Here is an 18,477-nt window from a genome sequence, read left to right on the forward strand (position 1 = left end):
GAGGGTACCGTGCACGAATCCCCTGCAGCCACGCCCCCGCCGGGCACCGCCTCGCACAGCTTCAAGGTGCTCGTGGTCGACGACGAGCCGCAAACTGCCGCCTCCCACGCCAAGTACGTCAACCGCGTTCCGGGATTCGCCACCGGCGCCATTGCCGCCAACGGCCAGCAGGCGCTCGGGCTCCTGGCCGCGGCCCGCGATGCCCAGGATCCCTTTGACCTGGTCCTGCTGGATATGACCCTGCCCGACCTGCACGGCATCGACGTCGCCAAGCGCATGCGCGGCCGCGGGCTGACCACCGACATCATCGCCATTACCGCGGTGCGGGACCTGGCTGTGGTGCGTTCGGCGGTAGCCACCGGAATCACCCAGTACCTGATCAAGCCCTTCACCTTCGCGGCGTTCAGCGAGAAATTGGAGAACCACCGGCGGTTCATTTCCGAGATCAGCTCCACCGGCCCGGATACCAGCCAGGCCGCGCTGGATAATGCGTTCTCGGCCCTGCGCACCACCAGCGCTTCCGCGTCCCTGCCCAAGGGGCTGATTCCGGAAACGCTGGCGCAGATCACCGACCATCTGCGCAGCAAGCCCGATACCTGCCTGTCAGCGACCGAGCTCGGAGAAGAGCTGGGCATCTCCCGGGTCACCGCCCGGCGCTATCTGGAGCATCTTGCCGAGGTCAAGGCCGTGGTCAAGCAGCCCCGGCATGGCACACGAGGCCGCCCGGAATACGAATACCGGGCAGCCTCGCGCAGCTAGGCTCTGGTTTCCCCTAGGCTTCGGGACGCAGCAGCGGCACCAGCTCGTCGAGCACCGCGGTGTCCTCGATGGTCGACGGGACCGAGTATTCCTTGCCATCGGCAATCTGCCGCATGGTCTTGCGCAGGATCTTGCCCGAACGGGTTTTGGGCAGCGCCGCCACGACGGTGACTTCGCGGAAGTCGGCCACCGCACCGATATGCTGGCGCACCAGCGCGACGATTTCCTTCTTCAGCGTTTCCTCCTGGATCTGCACACCGGACTTGAGCACCACATAGCCGCTGGCCCGCTGGCCCTTGAGCGCGTCGGCCAGGCCGATCACCGCGCATTCGGCCACGGCGGGATGGCTCGCCAGCACCTGCTCCATGGCACCGGTGGACAGGCGGTGCCCGGACACGTTGATCACGTCATCGGTTCGCCCCATGACGAACAGGTAGCCGTCGTCGTCCAGGAAGCCGGAATCGCCGGTGAGGTAGCACCCCTGGATCTGCGAGAGGTAGGTGTCGATGAAGCGCTGGTCGTTGCCCCACAGGGTGGTCAAGGCGCCGGGCGGCAGGGGCAGCCGGACAACGATGTTGCCTTCCTGGTTCGCGCCTAGCTGCTCGCCCAGCGCATCGCGGATCTGCACGTCGAACCCCGGTACCGGGGTGGTCGGCGAACCGGCCTTGGCAGGCAGCTCTTCCAGGCCCAGCGGGTTGGACGCGATCGGCCAGCCGGTTTCGGTCTGCCACCAGTTATCCACCACGGGGATGCCCAGCAGCTTCGAGGCGAAGTGGTAGGTATCCGGATCCAGCCGCTCGCCGGCGACGAACAGCGCACGCAGCGATGACAGATCGTGGCTGGCGATCATCGCGCCTTCCGGGTCGGCCTTGCGCACCGCGCGCAGCGCAGTCGGCGCGGTGAACATCGTGGTGACCTTGTGGTCCTCGATGATCCGGCCGAACGCACCGGCATCCGGAGTCCCGATGGGCTTGCCCTCGTAGAGCACCGTGGTGGCCCCGGCGATCAGCGGCGCATAGACGATGTAGGAGTGTCCGACCACCCAGCCCACGTCGGAGGCGGTGAACATGGTATCTCCCGGATGCACGTCGTAAACCGCGTTCATGGAGTACTGCAGGGCCGTGGCGTAGCCGCCGGTGTCGCGCACCACGCCCTTGGGGGCACCGGTGGTTCCCGAGGTGTAGAGCACGTAGAGCGGGTGGGTGGATGGCACGGAGACCGGCCCGGCCGGCGAGGCGGTCTTCGCCTGCTCTTCCCAGTCCAGCCAATTGATCTGCTGGCCGTTGACCGGCTTTGCCTGGTATTCGTCCAGGCCGTGCTCGAAGCCATCGCGGTGGGCAACGATCACGTCCCTGACCGCAGGCTCGGCCAGGCCCAGCGCTTCGGCCACTGCCGGCAGGTATTCGATGCGGCGGCTTGGCTCGATGCCGCCGGAGGCGGTAATGATCGCGACCGGGGCGCAGTCGGTGATGCGGGCCGCCAGTTCCTTGGGCGCGAAGCCGCCGAAGACCACCGAGTGGATTGCACCCAGGCGTGCGCAAGCAAGCATCGCGATGGCCGCCTGCGGGATCATCGGCAGGTAGACCAGCACGCGGTCACCGGCCTTCACGCCGCGTCCGGCCAGCACGCCGGCGAAGATTTCCACTTCGCGCAGCAGTTCGGAGTAGGAGTAGGTGGTGGCGGTGCCCAGCATTGCCGAATCGTAGACCAAGGCGGCGCTCTCTCCGCGTCCGGCTTCGACGTGGCGGTCCAGCGCATTGGCCGAAAGGTTCAGCATGCCATCCGGGAACCAGCCATACAGCGGCTTGCGCGAATCATCCAGCGCAATCCGCGGCGCCTTGTCCCAATGGATATCCCGGGCAGCTTGCAGCCAGAATGCGGCGGGGTCATTGGTGGCTTGGCCATAGGCCTGGCGGTATTCCTGCACCATGGTTCTCTCCTCCTGGCACCGGGGCATCATCATCCGGCACCTGTGTGGTGGTTGAGGTCGTCCTCTTGGCGTTAACTGTATGAGTACGATCACATCACCGCAACCACTTTGTATACAGATTTCGAAAAAATACCAAAAGAATTTGGCGCAACTCACACATTTTCGGGTTTCATGTATACACTGGAGCCATGAGAGCAAGCGACAAGGTTTACGAGAGCCTCCGCGCCGACATTGTCGAATGGCGCCTGGCTCCAGGGACCGTCCTGGCCGAAGTGGAACAGTCAGAACGCCTGGGCGTTTCCCGCACTCCGGTGCGCGAGGCCTTGGGCCGGCTGGTCGCCGACGGCTTGGCGGTTCAGCATCGCGGACGCGGCGCTGTCGTCTCCGAGGTCAGCGAAGACCATGTAGAAGACCTGTTCGTACTGCGCTTGGCATTGGAATGCGCCAGCGCACGCGAAGCTGCCAAGTCCGCGCAGCGATCGGCCTTCACGCAGCTGGCCAGCCGCTTCGAAGCAGCTCTCACGGAGGTGGAGCTTCCCGGATCCCGGGAGTCCTACTACCAGCTGGTGCAGCTGCTGGACGAGTCCATCGACGAAGCAGCTGGCAATAATTACCTGTCCAACGCCCTGCGCACCTTGCGGGTGAACCTGCAACGGGTGCGGCGCATGGCCAAGGACAATCCCGAAAGGCTCAAGGCTTCCGCTTCCGAGCACGCGGCCATCGCCAGGGCAATCGCCAGCGGAAACCCAGAGGTCGCGGCCGCGGCCACCACAGTTCACCTGCACGAATCCTTCACCCACATCATGGCCCATGCGGCCGGATCAGAAAGGCAGTTACCATGATCAACCACCCCGTACGCGTATACCGCTCAGAGGAAAACCTGGCTCGCGAAGACCAGCTGGCACATAAGATCGCCACGGTTGCTGCCGATCCGGTAGAGGTCACCGCAGAAGTGGCCGGCATGATCATTAACCGCATCATCGACAATGCTTCGGTCGCGATCGCTTCGCTGAACCGCGGCCCGATCGTCGCCGCCCGTGCCCAGGCACTGGCCCACGCCCCATCCACCGGCGGTGCGGGCGCCAGCGTCTTCGGCATTTCCGAGAAGGTCTCCCCGGAATGGGCCGCATGGGCTAACGGCGTGGCCGTGCGCGAATTGGACTACCACGACACCTTCCTGGCTGCCGAGTACTCCCACCCGGGCGACAACATCCCGCCGATCCTGGCGGTTGCCCAGCACACCGGAGCTTCCGGCAAGGACCTGATCCGCGGCATCGCCACCGGCTACGAGATCCAGGTGGACCTGGTCAAGGCCATCTGCCTGCACAAGCACAAGATCGACCACGTAGCGCACCTGGGCCCATCGGCCGCTGCCGGCATCGGCACCCTGCTGGGACTGGATGTCGAGACCATCTTCCAGGCCGTTGGCCAGGGCCTGCACACCACCACCGCCACCCGCCAGTCGCGCAAGGGTGAAATCTCCACCTGGAAGGCCCACGCCCCGGCCTTCGCCGGCAAGATGGCCGTCGAGGCTGCCGACCGCGCGATGCGCGGCCAGACCTCCCCAGTGCCAATCTACGAAGGCGAAGACGGCGTGATCGCCTGGATGCTTGACGGCAAGGATGCCGCTTACGAGGTGCCACTGCCGGAGGCTGGCGAAGCCAAGCGCGCCATCCTGGACACCTACACCAAGGAGCACTCGGCCGAGTACCAGGCGCAGGCCTGGATCGATTTGGCCCGCAAGCTGCACGGCGAGCACCCGGAGGCCACCGACCCGCAGAACGTCAAGTCGGTGCTGATCAAGACCAGCCACCACACGCACTACGTTATCGGCTCCGGAGCGAACGACCCGCAGAAGTACGATCCGACCGCATCGCGCGAGACCCTGGATCACTCGATCCCTTACATCTTCACCGTGGCCCTGCAGGATGGCGCATGGCACCACGTGGATTCCTACTCGCCAGAGCGTGCCGGCCGCGCCGACACCGTGGAGCTGTGGAACAAGGTGGCCACCGAAGAAGATGCCGAATGGACCCGCCGCTACCACTCGCTGGATATTGCCGAGAAGGCTTTCGGCGGCTCGGTGGAAATCACCCTGAACGATGGCACCGTGATCACCGACGAAATCGCCGTTGCCGACGCGCACCCGCTGGGCGCCCGTCCCTTCGCCCGCGAGCAGTACATCAACAAGTTCCGCACTCTGGCCGCCGGCCTGGTGGACGACGCCGAGATCGACCGCTTCATCGCGGCCGCTGAAAACCTGGAAAACCTGGCCGCCGGCGAACTGGACCAGCTGAACATCGCCGCCGCAGCGGGCGTCATCGACGCCGCGGCCGCACCGAAGGGCCTGTTCTAGCATGCTGTACTCGACCAGGACCCCCGCAGAAAAGCGCCTTGCGCTGCGCGAGATGCTCACCCCGGGCGCTGCCCGCCAGTTCCCCGGAGCCTTCAACCCGCTCTCGGCCAAGCTGATCAGCGAGAAGCAGTTCGACGGAATCTACATCTCCGGTGCCGTGCTGGCCAACGACCTGGGCCTGCCGGATATCGGCCTGACTTCGCTGACCGAGGTAGCAACCCGCGCCGGGCAGATCGCGCGCATGTCGGACCTGCCGGCGATCGTGGATGCCGACACCGGATTCGGCGAGCCGATGAACGTGGCGCGCACCATCCAGGAACTCGAATACGCCGGCCTTGCCGGCTGCCACATCGAGGACCAGTTCAACCCGAAGCGCTGCGGGCACCTGGATGGCAAGAATGTGGTGGATACCGACACCATGCTCAAGCGCATCGCCGCTGCCGCTGATGCACGCATCGATGAGAACTTCCTGATCATGGCCCGCACCGATATCCGTGCGGTCGATGGCCTGGATGCGGCGATCGACCGCGCCAAGGCGATGGTCGATGCTGGTGCCGACGCGATCTTCCCGGAGGCGATGAAGAACGTCGCCGAATTCGAGGCAGTATGCAATGCGGTCGACGTGCCGGTACTGGCGAACATGACCGAGTTCGGCAAATCCGAGCTGTTCAACCGCCAGGAACTGGCCGATGCAGGCGTCGCGCTGATCATCTATCCGGTCACCTTGCTGCGTAGCGCCATGGGCGCGGCTGAACGCGTACTGGATGCCATCAGCGAGGATGGCACCCAGGCCCGTGAAGTGGATAGCATGTTGACCAGGTCACGTTTGTACGAGCTCGTGGACTACGAGGCCTACAACCGCTTCGACACCGGAATCTTCAACTTCCAGGTCCCAACCCTGGACATTGATTCCAACAGCGCGAACCTCTAGGCTCGCAAGCACCTACTACCCCCTGCGCCGGCCGGCACCCGCCGGCCGGCGCGACCCAAAGCATTATTATTCTCCGGCAATGAAGAGGAGCAAGAATGACTGCCACCGAGGAAATCAAGAAGGGCCTAGCAGGCGTCGTCGTTGACTACACCGCCGTCTCCAAGGTCAATCCAGACACCAACTCGCTGCTCTACCGCGGCTACCCGGTCCAGGACCTGGCCGCGAACAAGTCCTTCGAAGAGGTCGCCTTGCTGCTCTGGACCGGCGAGCTGCCAACGCAAAGCGAACTGACCGAGTTCAGTGCTTTCGAGCGGGCCAACCGCGCGCTGGACCCGCGGGTGAAGGCCGCTATCGACCTGCTTCCAGCTGACTGCCATCCCATGGATGTGGGCCGTACCGCCGTCTCGGTAATCGGCGCCAACCACCCCGAGGCCGAGAACTCCTCCCCCGAGGCGGAGCTGCTCAAGGCCAAGGAGCTGTTCGCGGCCTTCCCGGCGGTGGTTGCCTACGACCAGCGCCGCCGCCGCGGCCAGGACGCGGTAGCTCCGCGCGGAGATCTGGATTACTCCTCGAACTTCCTGTGGATGGCCTTCGGCGAAGAAGCAGCCCCCGAGGTTGTCGACGCGTTCCGCGTATCGATGGTGCTCTATGCCGAGCACTCCTTCAATGCTTCGACCTTCACCGCGCGCGTGATCACCTCGACCCTCTCCGACCTGCACTCGGCTGTCACCGGGGCGATCGGCGCACTGAAGGGCCCCCTGCACGGCGGCGCCAACGAAGCTGTCATGCATACCTTCAACGAGATCGGCATCGACAAGGAAGAATCCCGCGAGGATGCTGCCAAGCGCGCCAAGTCGTGGATGGAAGAGGCACTGGCCGCCAAGAAGAAGGTCATGGGCTTCGGCCACCGCGTCTACAAGCACGGCGACTCCCGCGTGCCAACCATGAAGGCCGCGCTGGATCGCATGATCGAGCACTACGGCCGCCATGAGATGCTGGGCTTGTACGACGGCCTGGAGGCAGCCATGGACGAGGCCAAGTCCATCAAGCCGAACCTCGACTACCCGGCCGGCCCTACCTATCATCTGATGGGCTTCGACACCGAGATGTTCACCCCGATCTTCATCGCGGCACGCATCACCGGCTGGACCAGCCACATCTTCGAGCAGCGTGCAGCCAATGCGCTGATCCGCCCGCTTTCGGCTTATAACGGCGTGGAGCAGCGCTCGCTGTAGACACACTTCGACTCCCGGTATTGGCCGCGGGTATGGCACAGCCGTGCCAGCCCGTGGCCATTGCCGTGCCAGCTGCGGAACGGCATCGGCTTGCCATCGTTGCCCAAGGTTGCAGTCCCAGGCCAATGGGCCTATCGTTTAACGATAGATACATTCCGAAGAACGATAAGGTCTATTGCCATGGGAAAATTCAGCATTATCGGTTTGAAGGTAGTTCTGGCCGTGATCCTGGCCGGCACGCTTTTTGTGCAGCTGTTCATGATCCCGATGATCTTGATCCACGAGTCGCCGAGCAACGGCACCGACAAGTTCTTTCAAGCCTCTTTCCTCGGCTACTTGCTTCTCGCCGGGCTCATCATTGAAACCTGCGTCTACAGCGTGTGGAAACTAGCCACGAGAGTTAAACGCGGCACCGTTTTCGATCCCGCTTCCCTGGGCTATGTAACGCCGATCATCATTGCCTTCACGATCGGCGCCCTATCCACTTTTGCCCTCGGAGCGATCTTCGCCGCCAGCACGGAAATTGCACCCGGAGTCGTGCTTCTTGTTGGTGGAGCCGGAGTGCTGATGATCGGCATCAGCATCATCGTGCTCGTACTGCGGCAGTTGCTCGCACAAGCGGCGATGACCGAAGCCCAAGCCGATGCGCTCCGTACCGAACTGGGCGGCGTGATCTAATGGGAATCCGCGTAGATATAGACGTGATGCTGGCCCGCCGCAAAATGGCCGTCGGCGAGTTGGCCGAACGCATCGGCATTACCCCGGCCAACCTCGCGGTGCTCAAGAACGGGCGCGCCAAGGCCGTACGTTTCAGCACACTTGAAGCCCTCTGCCGGGAATTGGAATGCCAGCCCGGCGACCTCTTGATCTTCGAAACCGAACAGGACTAGATGCAGCTCGCTGGCTAGTCCCAGTTCTCGAAGCTGATGCTCTGCACCGAGGTGTTGTCCTGCGCCAGCACGATCTCGACGGTAAATTTCCCGCCGGCTACGAGTTGCGGCAGCCACAACGGGGAATCCTGCCACATCTGCTCCAAGGGCAAGGCCGCCGGATCGGCCCACAGCGGCTCGAGCTCCTCGGTGATGTGCAGCTGGCCCGATGCCTTCCGGGCAATGAAGGTGGCGCATTCCATGTCGGCTGCCGGCTGGGCGGGGAACCGGAAATTGACCTGCGCCGCAGGCTCCAGATCCTCCGGAGCGAGGAGCAGTCCGGTTTCCTCGGAGAATTCCCGGATGGCCGCTTGCCGCGCGATCTCTGTCTGCTCGATCTTGCCGCCGGGCAACACGATATTGCCCTTGCCGAATCCGCGACGCTTGCGTCCGAGCAACACGTGCAGCCGTCCTTCGCGCTCCTGCAGCAGCGCCACGAGGGCTACCTGCTTGGCAGAACGCACTTGGTGGCCGGCGACCACTAGTTCACCCTCGGGTGGGCCAGCTGGTAGGCCTCACGCAGCGAATCCACGGTGACCTTGGTGTAGATCTGCGTGGTGGTGACCGATGCATGTCCCAGCAGCTCCTGGACCACCCGCACATCCGCGCCGCCCTCCAGCAAATGAGTGGCGAAGGAATGGCGCAGCGTATGCGGAGAAACCTCGGTGGTAATCCCGGCGCGCTCGGCTGCCTTCGAAAGCAACAGCCACACCGATTGGCGGGAAAGCCGTCCCCCGCGCTGGTTCAGGAACAACGCTGGAGTTCCCTTGCCCTTGGTGGCTAGCCCGGGACGGGCACGCACCAGATAATCGCTGACCGCACGCTGGGCATAACCGCCGACCGGAACGACGCGTTCCTTGGATCCCTTGCCGAACAAGCGCACCACGGCGTCTTCGGCAAAGTGCAGGTCATCGACGTCCAGGTCCACGACTTCGGAAATGCGCGCACCGGTGGAGTACAAGAACTCCAGGATCGCGCGATCCCTCAGCCCGGCAGGGGTTTCGATGCTCACCGATTCGAGGATCCTGGTGACCTGATCGATGGAGATCGCTTTGGGCAGGGATTGCCCGATGGCGGGGGGCTGGATCTCGCGGGCCGGGTTAGGCGCGCAAATCCCTTCGAGCTCCCAGTACTTGTGCAGTTGGCGGATGGCTACCGAATGGCGAGCGACGGAGCGGGCGCTCAACGGCTTATGCTCCTCGTCTCCGCGGGATAGTTCCTGAAGGTAGCCGCTGATGGCCAGCTCGGTAATCTGCTGCGGTTGTGCTACGCCGGCTGCCTGCAGCGCTTCAACGTAGCGAAGCAGATCCCTCCGGTAGGAAGCCAGTGTATTCTCGGCCAGCCCGCGCTCGATCGCCAGATGCTGCAGGTAGCGCTTGAGCGGGGTCTCGAAGTGGTCGCTCATCCTTCGCGCAGGTATGGGTGCACATCGAATGGCTCGTTCGCATCGCGCAGGTCCAAGTACTTGCTGGTACGGGCTGCATGAGCGGCAAGGATCGCGATTGTCGCGGTGGGATTATGGATCTTGCCTGCCAGCACGGCTGCGACGGCTTCCTCCAGCGGCACCCAGGTGCTGATCATTTCAGCTTCCTCCTCGGTACGCTCATGGCGCTGATCGGCGGCAACCAGTTTCGCATCGCGCGCGAGGTAGACTCGCACTGCCTCGGCCGAGGAGCCCGGGCTCAAGAAGACATCGGTGAGGATCGACCAGTGCTCGGCGGTACGATCCGCTTCTTCCCATAATTCGCGCTTGGCAGCTTCCAAAGGTGGTTCTCCAGCCACATCGAGCAGCCCGGCAGGGATTTCCCACAGCCGCATGCCTACCGGGTGGCGGTACTGGTTGACCATCAAGATGCGTTCTTCAGCATCCATGACCAGAACGCATACAGCACCGGGGTGGTTGATGTAATCGCGTTCAATGGTCGCCCCGGATTCGGAGAGCTTCACCGTGTCATGGATGACGTCCCAGATCCGTCCCTCGTACACGGTTTCACGGTTCAGCAATTCACGTGGTGAGAATTCATCGGCTATCGGATGCAGCGGCACGAGGATCGTCCTTCGGTAGAAAAAGCTGGTCGGTATTCTCCAGCTTAAACAGCTACGCGCCGGTCAGTAACGACCGGCGCGCAGTGCCTTCAGAGTTTTACCTCCGGCAAGCTGTATTACTTATTTGCGCAGCTCCAGAGCTGCCTCGACCAGACCTGCAAACAGCGGGTGCGGGCGAGTCGGGCGGCTGGAGAGCTCAGGGTGAGCCTGCGTTGAAACGTAGTACGGGTGTACTTCCCTTGGCAGTTCAACGAACTCGACCAGGTTGCCATCTGGCGAGGTGCCAGCGAAGACCAGGCCAGCCTCTTCGAGCTGCGCGCGGTACGAGTTGTTGACCTCGTAGCGGTGGCGATGGCGCTCCGCAACCTCGGTCTTGCCGTAGGTCTCAGCCAGAACCGATCCCTCAAGCAGCTTTGCGTCGTACAGGCCCAAACGCATGGTGCCGCCCAGGTCGCCCTTGCCTTCAACGATGTCCAGCTGCTCTTCCATGGTCGCGATGACCGGGGTCGAGGTTTCAGGATCGAATTCGGTGGACGATGCATCGGTGAGGCCAGCCATGTTGCGGGCGTATTCGATGACCATCGACTGCAGTCCCAGGCACAGGCCCAGGGTTGGCAGCTTGTTTTCGCGAGCGAAGCGCAGCGCGCCCAGCTTGCCTTCCAGACCGCGGATGCCGAAGCCACCGGGGACGCAGATTGCCTCTGCACCCTCAAGCGCCTTGGCGGCCCCTGCTTCGGTAGCGCAGTCATCTGCTGGTACCCAGCGGATGTTGACCTTGGCGTTGTTTGCGAACCCGCCGGCACGCAGAGCTTCGGTGACCGACAGGTAGGCGTCGGGCAGATCGATGTACTTGCCCACCAAAGCTACGGTCAGCTCGGTTGCGGGGTTGTGCACGACTTCGAGCAAGCGATCCCACGAAGCCCAGTCGACGTCGCGGAACTTCATCTCCAAGGTCTGGACGATGTAAGCGTCCAGGCCCTGGGAGTGGATGACCTTTGGGATGTCGTAGATGCTTGGAGCATCGGCGCAGTTGATCACTGCTTCGGTGTCCACATCGCAGGTACGGCCGAGCTTGGCGCGCATTTCTGCCGGGATTGGACGGTCCGAGCGGATTACCAGCGAATCTGGCTGGATACCGATCGAACGCAAAGCGGCAACGGAGTGCTGGGTAGGCTTGGTCTTCAGTTCATGGCTTGGGCCGATGAATGGAACCAGGGAAACGTGTACGAAGAATGCGTTCTTGCGGCCGATGTCCTGGCGGACCTGGCGTGCTGCTTCGAGGAATGGCTGGGATTCGATATCGCCGACGGTGCCACCGATTTCCGTGATGATCACGTCAGGTGCCGACTTGCCGGCCCCTGGTTCGGTTGCTGCCAAGCGCATACGACGCTTGATCTCATCGGTGATGTGAGGGATGACCTGAACGGTATCGCCGAGGTATTCACCGCGACGTTCGCGTTCCAGAACGGTCGAGTAGACCTGTCCGGTGGTCACGTTGGCGGTACCCGGAAGGTTCTCATCCAGGAAACGCTCATAGTGTCCGATATCCAGATCGGTTTCTGCGCCATCGTCAGTAACGAAGACTTCACCGTGCTGGAAGGGGTTCATAGTACCTGGATCGACGTTCAGGTACGGGTCGAGCTTCTGCATGGTCACTGAGAGACCACGAGCTCGAAGTAGATGTCCAAGGCTGGATGCCGTCAATCCCTTACCCAGGGAAGAGGCCACACCGCCGGTGACGAAGATATGCTTTGTCGTTTCAGACGACCGAGAATCACGAGTTGAATTACGCTGCACCACGGGATTTCATCCTATCACCATTCCAATATTTCGCATCCTCATAAGACTCTAGTGCACCTCCGGCCAATGCCCTAGCATTGCCGTAATTCAGGGGCTCACCAAGACTTTTAGGCTTTCGCCATTTTATTGGAGGTGAGCGATGACACTAGGTTCTGCGCTTCTTCAAGCAACTCCTCAGCATGCGCCTGCGCCGTGCCGGATTCCTCTTGGCCGGCGAGCATGCGCGCAAGTTCCTTGACGCGGGCTTCCTGATCCAAGCTGATGACATCGCTGGCAGTGTAGCCAGCTCCCGCCTTCGACTTGGCATCTGAATTCTTGATCACACGAATGTGCCGATCCGCATAGGCGGCCACCTGGGGCAGGTGGGTCACGACGATGACCTGCACATGCTTTGCCAGCATCGCCAGGCGCTCGCCAATGGCCACCGCCGCTTTGCCACCCACGCCCTGGTCCACCTCGTCAAAGACGAAGGTCGGCACCGGGTCGACCGCCGCTAGGACGACTTCAATGGCCAGCATGACGCGGGAGAGCTCGCCGCCGCTGGCACCCTTGCCCAGCGGTCGCGGCGAGGCTCCGGCATGCGGGGCCAGCAGCATGGAAATCGCGTCCTGGCCGAAGGCACCTGGTTCTTCCAGTTCCTTCACCTCGATGACGAGCTTGGCATCCGGCATCGCCAGGGCCTTGAGCTCGGCTGAAACCTGCGCGGAGAGTTTCTTGGCAGCCTTGCGGCGCGCGTCGGAGAGGTCCGAGGCCAGCGAGGCCACCTTGTGCTCCAATTCAACGACTTCTGTTTCCAGCTCCTCGATGCGCGAGTCATCCCCACCGAGTTCTTCCAGACGGGTACGGGATTCGGCAGCCCAGGCGAGCACCTGATCAATGCTCGGTGCATACTTGCGCATGAGCTTGCTCAAATCGGCACGGCGGGCTTCAATCTGCGCCAAGCGCTCCGGGCCTTCTTCATCGAGGTCGGCAACGTAGGCGGCAAGATCACTGGAGAGTTCCGAGGCGAGAATGCCCAGTTCCGCTGCCCGCTCCGCGAAGGCGGCCAGCGCAGTGTCATCGTCACTGGCCTGGGCCAGCACGCCGCGGGCGGTCTCCGCCAGGGTGGTAACGCCCGGGTTCTCGAAATCCTCCGAGTCGATGACGGCTTGCGCCTGCCGGCCGGCGGTGCGCAGGGACTCGACATTGCCCAGCTTCATGGATTGCTCGCGCAAGGCTTCGTCCTCGCCCGGCTGCGGATCCAGGGAATCGATCTCGTCCAGCGCCAGGCGCAAGTTCTCTGCTTCGCGAACACGGTTGCGCGATTCGGTTTTGAGCCCCGCCAGCTCCTTGGAAGCCGATCGCCACTGGCGGTAGGCTCGCTGGTAGTTGCTTAGCGTGCGCGACAGCGAGCTGCCAGCAAAGCGGTCCAGGGCATCGCGTTGGGCTACCGGCTCTTTCAGGCGAATCTGGTCCGACTGGCCATGGACGGCCACCAGATCGTGCCCCAGCTCAGCCAGCAGGCCGACAGGGGCGCTGCGTCCGCCGATGGTGGTGCGTGAACGGCCTTGGGCCGAGAGAGAGCGTGAAAGCAGCAGTTCGCTGTTCTCCCCTGCTGGTTCGATGAATGCGCCTGCTTGGCCTGCGGCATCGAGCACATGGTGATCTGGCGGCAAGTGCACCACGGCTTCAGCCAGGGCGTGCTTGGCGCCGTTGCGCACCGCACCGGCATCGGCCCGGCGCCCGAGCAGCAGGGACAAGGCGGTGATCACCATGGTCTTGCCAGCGCCGGTTTCACCCGTGACTACCGTGAGTCCCGGACCAAGCGGAAGCGTGGCCTCGGTGATCACCCCAAGGTTGGATATCTGGATTTCCTGAATCAATGCCTGCTCCCGAATGTCGAGTTCAAGTCGTACCGTGCGCTTTTAGTATATGTGTTCTAACCCTATTTTTCGTAACTATGTTCGAGCGTGTGGAAAGTTTTTCTTCGAGGCCGCTATTCAGTCCTGGTCCTCGGGGCGTCCCACCATGGGAATGCCCGGTTCATCGCGGTAATGCGGATCGACGCTTTGCAGGCCTGGTCCGATCACCGGCAGTGCCGTAGTGGCCGGACGGCGCGCCTCTTCCTTCGCTGGTCCGCGCCAACCGGTAATGGGCAGCTCGAACTTGTTGACCAGGCGCTCGGAAAACGGCGTCGTGTTCAATCGCGCCATGTACACCGGGCGGTCGCTGCGCGTTACTTCCACACGGGCTCCCGGCGGCAGCTCGATGGTGCGCCGTCCATCGCACCAGAGCACGGCCCCGGCATCGGTGCGGGTCAGCATTTCGACGGCCATGATCGAATCCGGGGAAATGACCAAGGGCTTGGCGAACAGTGCGTGCGCGGAGATCGGCACCATGATCAGCGCCGCCACGTCCGGCCAGACCACCGGGCCGCCGGCGGAGAAGGAGTACGCGGTGGAACCGGTAGGCGTGGCCATCACGACACCATCGCAACCGAAGGTGGAGATCGGCCTGCCGTCGACCTCGATCACGACCTCGACCATGCGTTCGCGGTTGGCCTTTTCCACCGCGGCCTCGTTCAAGGCCCAGGTCTCGGCGAGGCAGACGTTGTCCAGCCACACCTTGACCTCCATGGTCATGCGTTCTTCCACGGTGTAGGTCTCATTGACCAGTGCTTCCACGGTGGAGGCCAGTTCGCTGCGTTCAGCTTCGGCGAGGAAACCCACATGCCCGAGGTTTACCCCCACCAGCGGCATCGGGGATTCCCGCACCAATTCCGCGGCACGCAACACGGAGCCATCGCCACCGAGCACCACGCCCATGTCGACGTCCTCGATCTGGCAATCCTCGCCGAGCACCTGCACCGAAGGCACAGCCGCGCCGATCGCTTCGGTCATCGCCAGCTGGTCCTTGCCGCGCATCACCGGGATAGCTCCGGCGGCGTTGAGCAGGGCGCAGGTTTCTATGGCCGCGGTGATCGCTTCTTGGCGTCCGGTATGGGTGAAAATCAGGATTCGGCGCAAGGCGGTCGGCCCCTCTCAGCATCGCGAGGTGCAAAATGACCGTGGTTATCGACCACGGCTAAAACACGTCACTACTAAGAATAGTCAACATCCTGCCCGATGCGTGGAACATCGGCAGGCTGTGGATCCTCTCCTGCGGCAAGCCAAAGGAAGAATTCGACATTGCCGTCCTGTCCCGGCAGCGGGCTGCGTGCCAGCCCGCGCAGGTGCAGTCCCGCGGCTTGCGCGCTGGCGACCACCGCTTCAACGGAGCTGCGGCGCAGGGCGGGATCGGTGACCACGCCGGTGCGGTTCAGGTGTTCGCGCCCGACCTCGAACTGCGGCTTGACCATCAGCAGCAGGAAGCCGCCGTCCTTGGCGGCCCCGGCCAAGGCGTCGATCACCAGGCGCAGCGAAATAAAGGACAAGTCGGCTACTACGAGGTCGACTGGTCCCCCAATATCTTCGGGGGCCAGATAGCGGACGTTCAGTCCTTCGTGGACCGTGACGCGGGGGTCTTCGCGCAGCTCGTCGACCAGCTGGCCATGGCCTACATCGGCTGCGACCACAGATTTCGCACCGCGGCGCAACAGCACGTCGGTGAAGCCGCCGGTCGAGGCACCGGCGTCCAGGCAGTGCAGGCCAGCGGGGTCAATAGTCGTAAAAGCATCTAGGGCTCCGGCGAGCTTATGCCCGGCACGGGAGACGTATTCTTCGCCTTCGCTGGGCACCAGCGCCAGCTCATCGGTGGCGGAAACCTTCTTGGCGGCCTTGGTGGCGGCCTGCCCGTTCAGCAGCACCCGCTGGGCATCGATCAGCTTGGCTGCTTCGGTGCGCGAGCGCGCCAGCCCACGGGTGACAAGTTCTTGATCCAGGCGATTCACGCGCCGTGCTCCGTACGATTCAGTTCTTGCTGCAGGCCGGCGAGCAGTTGCTCATAGATTCCGGCATGCTCGGTAATGTCATGGTCGGCCAGGGAAGACAGCGCCTGCTCCACTGCTGCATCATCCGGCCCGCGAGGGCCAGGGCTCGGAAGAGGATTCTGCGGCTGCATGCTTAGCCCCGGATCTTGCGCAGGGCATCGAGCCCGCGTTCGGTAAACCGGATTTCCGGTTCTTCGTGCCCCGACTGGCGCGGATGGGCCAGCCACCAGGCATGGCAGGCGGCGCGCCAGGCATTCAGGTCCTGGTCGCTGCCCGAGACTTCGATCGCGCCGTTATCGACCTTGGCAACCGCGTCGCCGACCTGCACACCGTAGCCCAGTACCTTGATGGTCGGGTACGGCCGGTACAGATCAGCCATCGAATTGATGAGGTAGTTGGGGCGCTGCTCGACCGGTGCGCCCAGTGCTGTGCGCGGAGTGTCCACACCGGTCAGCACCAGCGCGGTGGAGAACCCGGCACGGAAGCCGCCAAGGATGTCGGTATCCAGGCGGTCGCCGACGACCAGCGGGCGCTGGGCATCCAGTCGGTCCGCGGCCCGAGCGAACAGGTAGGATTCGGGTTTGCCCGCCACGCGTGGTTCCACGCTCGTGGCCAGTTTCACCGCATTGACCAGCGATCCGTTGCCCGGGGCCAGGCCCTCGGCGCGCGGAATCGTCAGGTCGGTGTTGGTGGCAACCCATTGGGCACCGTGATTGATCGCGTAGCTGGCCTCGGCCAGGTTCTTCCACGAGATGTCCGGGTCGAACCCCTGGATCACCGCTACGGGTTCTTCCTTATGGGATTCGACGACTTCCAACCCGCGCACGGCAATGCATTCGCGCAGGTAGGGGGAACCCACCACCAAAACCTTGGATCCCGGATTCAATTCGCGGGCCAGCATCTCCGCACCGGCGTCGGCAGAACCGAAAACCTGCTCAGCGCTGGTTTTCACGCCCAGCTGGCGCAGGTGGGCCGCGACGGACATCGGCGAACGCCCAGCATTGTTGGTAATGAACGCCAAGGTGACATTCACTTCCGCGAGGGTGTTCAGCGACTCCACGGCGTCGTCAATGGCGTTCGGGCCAGCATAGACGACGCCGTCCAAGTCGGAGAGGACGGAATCAAATCCGGAAATCAGCATTCGGTGGTGGTTCCTACTACTTGAGGTATTTGGCTACTACGCCAAAGCTTACTTCGCCGATTCTTCTTCCACGTCAGCTTCGCCAGCTTCCGTGTCGGATTCGATGACTTCGTTCAGGTCATCTTCCTCGTCGATGCCGGTCTGCTCGGCTTCTGCCTCTTCTGCTTCTTCGGCCTCGGCTTCTGCATCTGCTTCTTCAGCCTCGGCGTCGGCATCTGCTTCTTCAGCCTCGGCGTCGGCATCTGCTTCTTCAGCTTCCGAAGGCTCGATCAGATCCTTGGCGCGTGGGGTTTCCTCTTCCTCATCCATCTCCGGAGCCAGGTCCATGATGAAGGATTCGGTTTCACGCTCGATGCCCAGGGCGCTTTCTGCAACCTCGACCTGAGCGTTCCAGCGCTTCGCGTCTTCTGCACGGCCGGCAGCCGACAGCAGATCAGCGTAGGCAGTGAACAAACGTGGGCTGAAGGAGAAGGCACGGTTGAAGTTCAGCTGTTCCAGCGACTCCAGCTCAGCCAGAGCCTTATCCAGCTTGCCCAAGTCACCATACGAACCGGCAGCAACCATCTGCATTTCAACCTTGACGGCGCTTTCCAGATTGGCGCATTCCTCGGACTGGGCGAGCTCGATTGCCTTCTCTGGGCGGCCCAGGCCACGCAGCGAGTCAGCGATCAATGGCAGGTTGTAGTCCGAACCGGAAATACGACGGTGGGTACGCAGTTCGCGCAGTGCATCGGCGTACTTGCCAGCGTGGTAGGCAGCGATGCCAACGGCCTCGCGAACCACCGCGACACGGCCGCCGCGGCGCGATGCTGCCAGGGTGTGCTCGTATGCCAGCTCTGGGTCGTCTTCCAGCAGGCGGCCAGCCATCACCAGGTGCTTTGCGACCCAGCTTGCCGAGCGCTCTTCGAGGTAACGCAGCTGGGCGCGTGCTACGCGGTCCAACTCCTTACCGGTAACATCCTCATCGATATCTGGGGACTGTTCACGATCGGCACGGTTCGAGATGCGAAGATCGCCAGGATTATGTGCGCGCGGTGCGTCACCGCGCTTATCAGCAAAGCGGTCTTCACGTGCTGGGTACTCACCCTTCGAGCGACGGTCGTCGGCACGCTTGAAGCCACCATCGCGGTTGTCATCACGCTTGAAGCCACCGCCACGGTTATCGTCACGCTTGAAGCCGCCACGATCGTCATTGCGGAAACCGCCACCACGGTTGTCATCACGCTTGAAGCCACCGCCACGGTTGTCATCGCGACGCTCGCCGCGGAAACCACCACGGTCTTCATTGCGGAAACCGCCACCACGGTTGTCATCACGCTTGAAGCCGCCACGGTCATCATTGCGGAAACCGCCACCGCGGTTGTCATCACGCTTGAAGCCGCCACCGCGGTTGTCATCACGCTTGAAGCCGCCACCGCGGTTGTCATCACGCTTGAAGCCGCC

General features: G+C 63.0%; 17 protein-coding genes. 7 read left to right on the plus strand and 10 right to left on the minus strand.

The annotated features are described in order from the left end of the window. Window positions 1-9: 9 nt before the first annotated feature. Complete coding sequence (locus ACFVHU_RS16705) at window positions 10-759, plus strand: response regulator (protein ID WP_388025411.1); 750 nt, start codon at window positions 10-12, stop codon at window positions 757-759. Window positions 760-772: 13 nt separating this feature from the next. On the opposite strand, the gene ACFVHU_RS16710 is transcribed toward ACFVHU_RS16705, so the two are convergent. Beyond that, window positions 773-2,689 carry an AMP-binding protein gene (locus ACFVHU_RS16710; RefSeq protein WP_388025412.1) on the minus strand — a complete coding sequence of 639 codons (1,917 nt, stop codon included), beginning with the start codon at window positions 2,687-2,689 and terminating at the stop codon, window positions 773-775. A gap of 188 nt (window positions 2,690-2,877) precedes the next feature. On the opposite strand from ACFVHU_RS16710, the gene ACFVHU_RS16715 reads away from it, so the two are divergent. The 6 genes from ACFVHU_RS16715 (at window position 2,878) to ACFVHU_RS16740 (ending at window position 8,101) form a co-directional block, all read left to right on the plus strand. Next, window positions 2,878-3,531 carry a GntR family transcriptional regulator gene (locus tag ACFVHU_RS16715; protein WP_332487334.1) on the plus strand — a complete coding sequence of 218 codons (654 nt, stop codon included), beginning with the start codon at window positions 2,878-2,880 and terminating at the stop codon, window positions 3,529-3,531. Further along, a complete protein-coding gene (locus tag ACFVHU_RS16720) occupies window positions 3,528-5,045 on the plus strand; it encodes an MmgE/PrpD family protein (RefSeq protein WP_332487336.1) in 1,518 nt (505 codons plus the stop codon). The genes ACFVHU_RS16715 and ACFVHU_RS16720 overlap by 4 nt, the downstream gene beginning before the upstream one ends. Window position 5,046: 1 nt before the next feature. Further along, window positions 5,047-5,976: a methylisocitrate lyase gene (gene prpB, locus ACFVHU_RS16725; RefSeq protein ID WP_332487338.1), complete on the plus strand. Its 930-nt coding sequence runs from the start codon at window positions 5,047-5,049 to the stop codon at window positions 5,974-5,976. 95 nt (window positions 5,977-6,071) lie between these two features. Next, window positions 6,072-7,211: a bifunctional 2-methylcitrate synthase/citrate synthase gene (locus tag ACFVHU_RS16730; RefSeq protein ID WP_105659034.1), complete on the plus strand. Its 1,140-nt coding sequence runs from the start codon at window positions 6,072-6,074 to the stop codon at window positions 7,209-7,211. Window positions 7,212-7,391: 180 nt separating this feature from the next. After that, window positions 7,392-7,889, plus strand: coding sequence for a DUF2975 domain-containing protein (locus tag ACFVHU_RS16735; RefSeq protein WP_105662543.1), 498 nt, complete (start codon window positions 7,392-7,394; stop codon window positions 7,887-7,889). Next, window positions 7,889-8,101 (plus strand): helix-turn-helix transcriptional regulator, encoded by a 213-nt coding sequence (locus ACFVHU_RS16740; protein ID WP_105659032.1) that lies wholly within the window; start codon window positions 7,889-7,891, stop codon window positions 8,099-8,101. Before ACFVHU_RS16735 ends, ACFVHU_RS16740 begins: the two co-directional genes overlap by 1 nt. A gap of 14 nt (window positions 8,102-8,115) precedes the next feature. Here ACFVHU_RS16740 and ACFVHU_RS16745 read toward each other — a convergent pair whose 3' ends face one another. From ACFVHU_RS16745 to ACFVHU_RS16785, 9 genes are all read right to left on the minus strand, one after another. Further along, window positions 8,116-8,622, minus strand: coding sequence for an 8-oxo-dGTP diphosphatase (locus ACFVHU_RS16745; protein ID WP_388025414.1), 507 nt, complete (start codon window positions 8,620-8,622; stop codon window positions 8,116-8,118). Continuing rightward, the gene (xerD, locus tag ACFVHU_RS16750; RefSeq protein WP_388025416.1) at window positions 8,622-9,545 is read right to left on the minus strand and encodes a site-specific tyrosine recombinase XerD; all 924 of its coding nucleotides are present in this window, start codon (window positions 9,543-9,545) and stop codon (window positions 8,622-8,624) included. The genes ACFVHU_RS16745 and xerD overlap by 1 nt, the downstream gene beginning before the upstream one ends. Beyond that, on the minus strand, window positions 9,542-10,186 hold the full coding sequence (locus ACFVHU_RS16755; protein ID WP_105659029.1) for an NUDIX hydrolase: 645 nt from the start codon (window positions 10,184-10,186) through the stop codon (window positions 9,542-9,544). The genes xerD and ACFVHU_RS16755 overlap by 4 nt, the downstream gene beginning before the upstream one ends. Before the next feature lie 120 nt (window positions 10,187-10,306). Beyond that, window positions 10,307-11,986, minus strand: a complete 1,680-nt coding sequence (locus ACFVHU_RS16760; protein WP_332487349.1) for a CTP synthase — start codon at window positions 11,984-11,986, stop codon at window positions 10,307-10,309. A gap of 107 nt (window positions 11,987-12,093) precedes the next feature. Continuing rightward, window positions 12,094-13,848: a DNA repair protein RecN gene (gene recN, locus ACFVHU_RS16765; protein ID WP_388025417.1), complete on the minus strand. Its 1,755-nt coding sequence runs from the start codon at window positions 13,846-13,848 to the stop codon at window positions 12,094-12,096. Between the two features lie 117 nt (window positions 13,849-13,965). After that, complete coding sequence (locus ACFVHU_RS16770) at window positions 13,966-14,991, minus strand: NAD kinase (RefSeq protein WP_105659026.1); 1,026 nt, start codon at window positions 14,989-14,991, stop codon at window positions 13,966-13,968. Window positions 14,992-15,065: 74 nt separating this feature from the next. Next, window positions 15,066-15,854 carry a TlyA family RNA methyltransferase gene (locus tag ACFVHU_RS16775; protein WP_105659025.1) on the minus strand — a complete coding sequence of 263 codons (789 nt, stop codon included), beginning with the start codon at window positions 15,852-15,854 and terminating at the stop codon, window positions 15,066-15,068. Between the two features lie 172 nt (window positions 15,855-16,026). Further along, window positions 16,027-17,034: an HAD-IIA family hydrolase gene (locus ACFVHU_RS16780; protein WP_388025418.1), complete on the minus strand. Its 1,008-nt coding sequence runs from the start codon at window positions 17,032-17,034 to the stop codon at window positions 16,027-16,029. Window positions 17,035-17,082: 48 nt separating this feature from the next. Then, the coding region (locus ACFVHU_RS16785; RefSeq protein WP_388025420.1) for a hypothetical protein at window positions 17,083-18,477 on the minus strand (1,395 nt) is incomplete at its 5' end.

This window comes from Glutamicibacter sp. NPDC127525 (genome assembly GCF_042672105.1).
Classification (GTDB): Bacteria; Actinomycetota; Actinomycetes; order Actinomycetales; family Micrococcaceae; genus Glutamicibacter.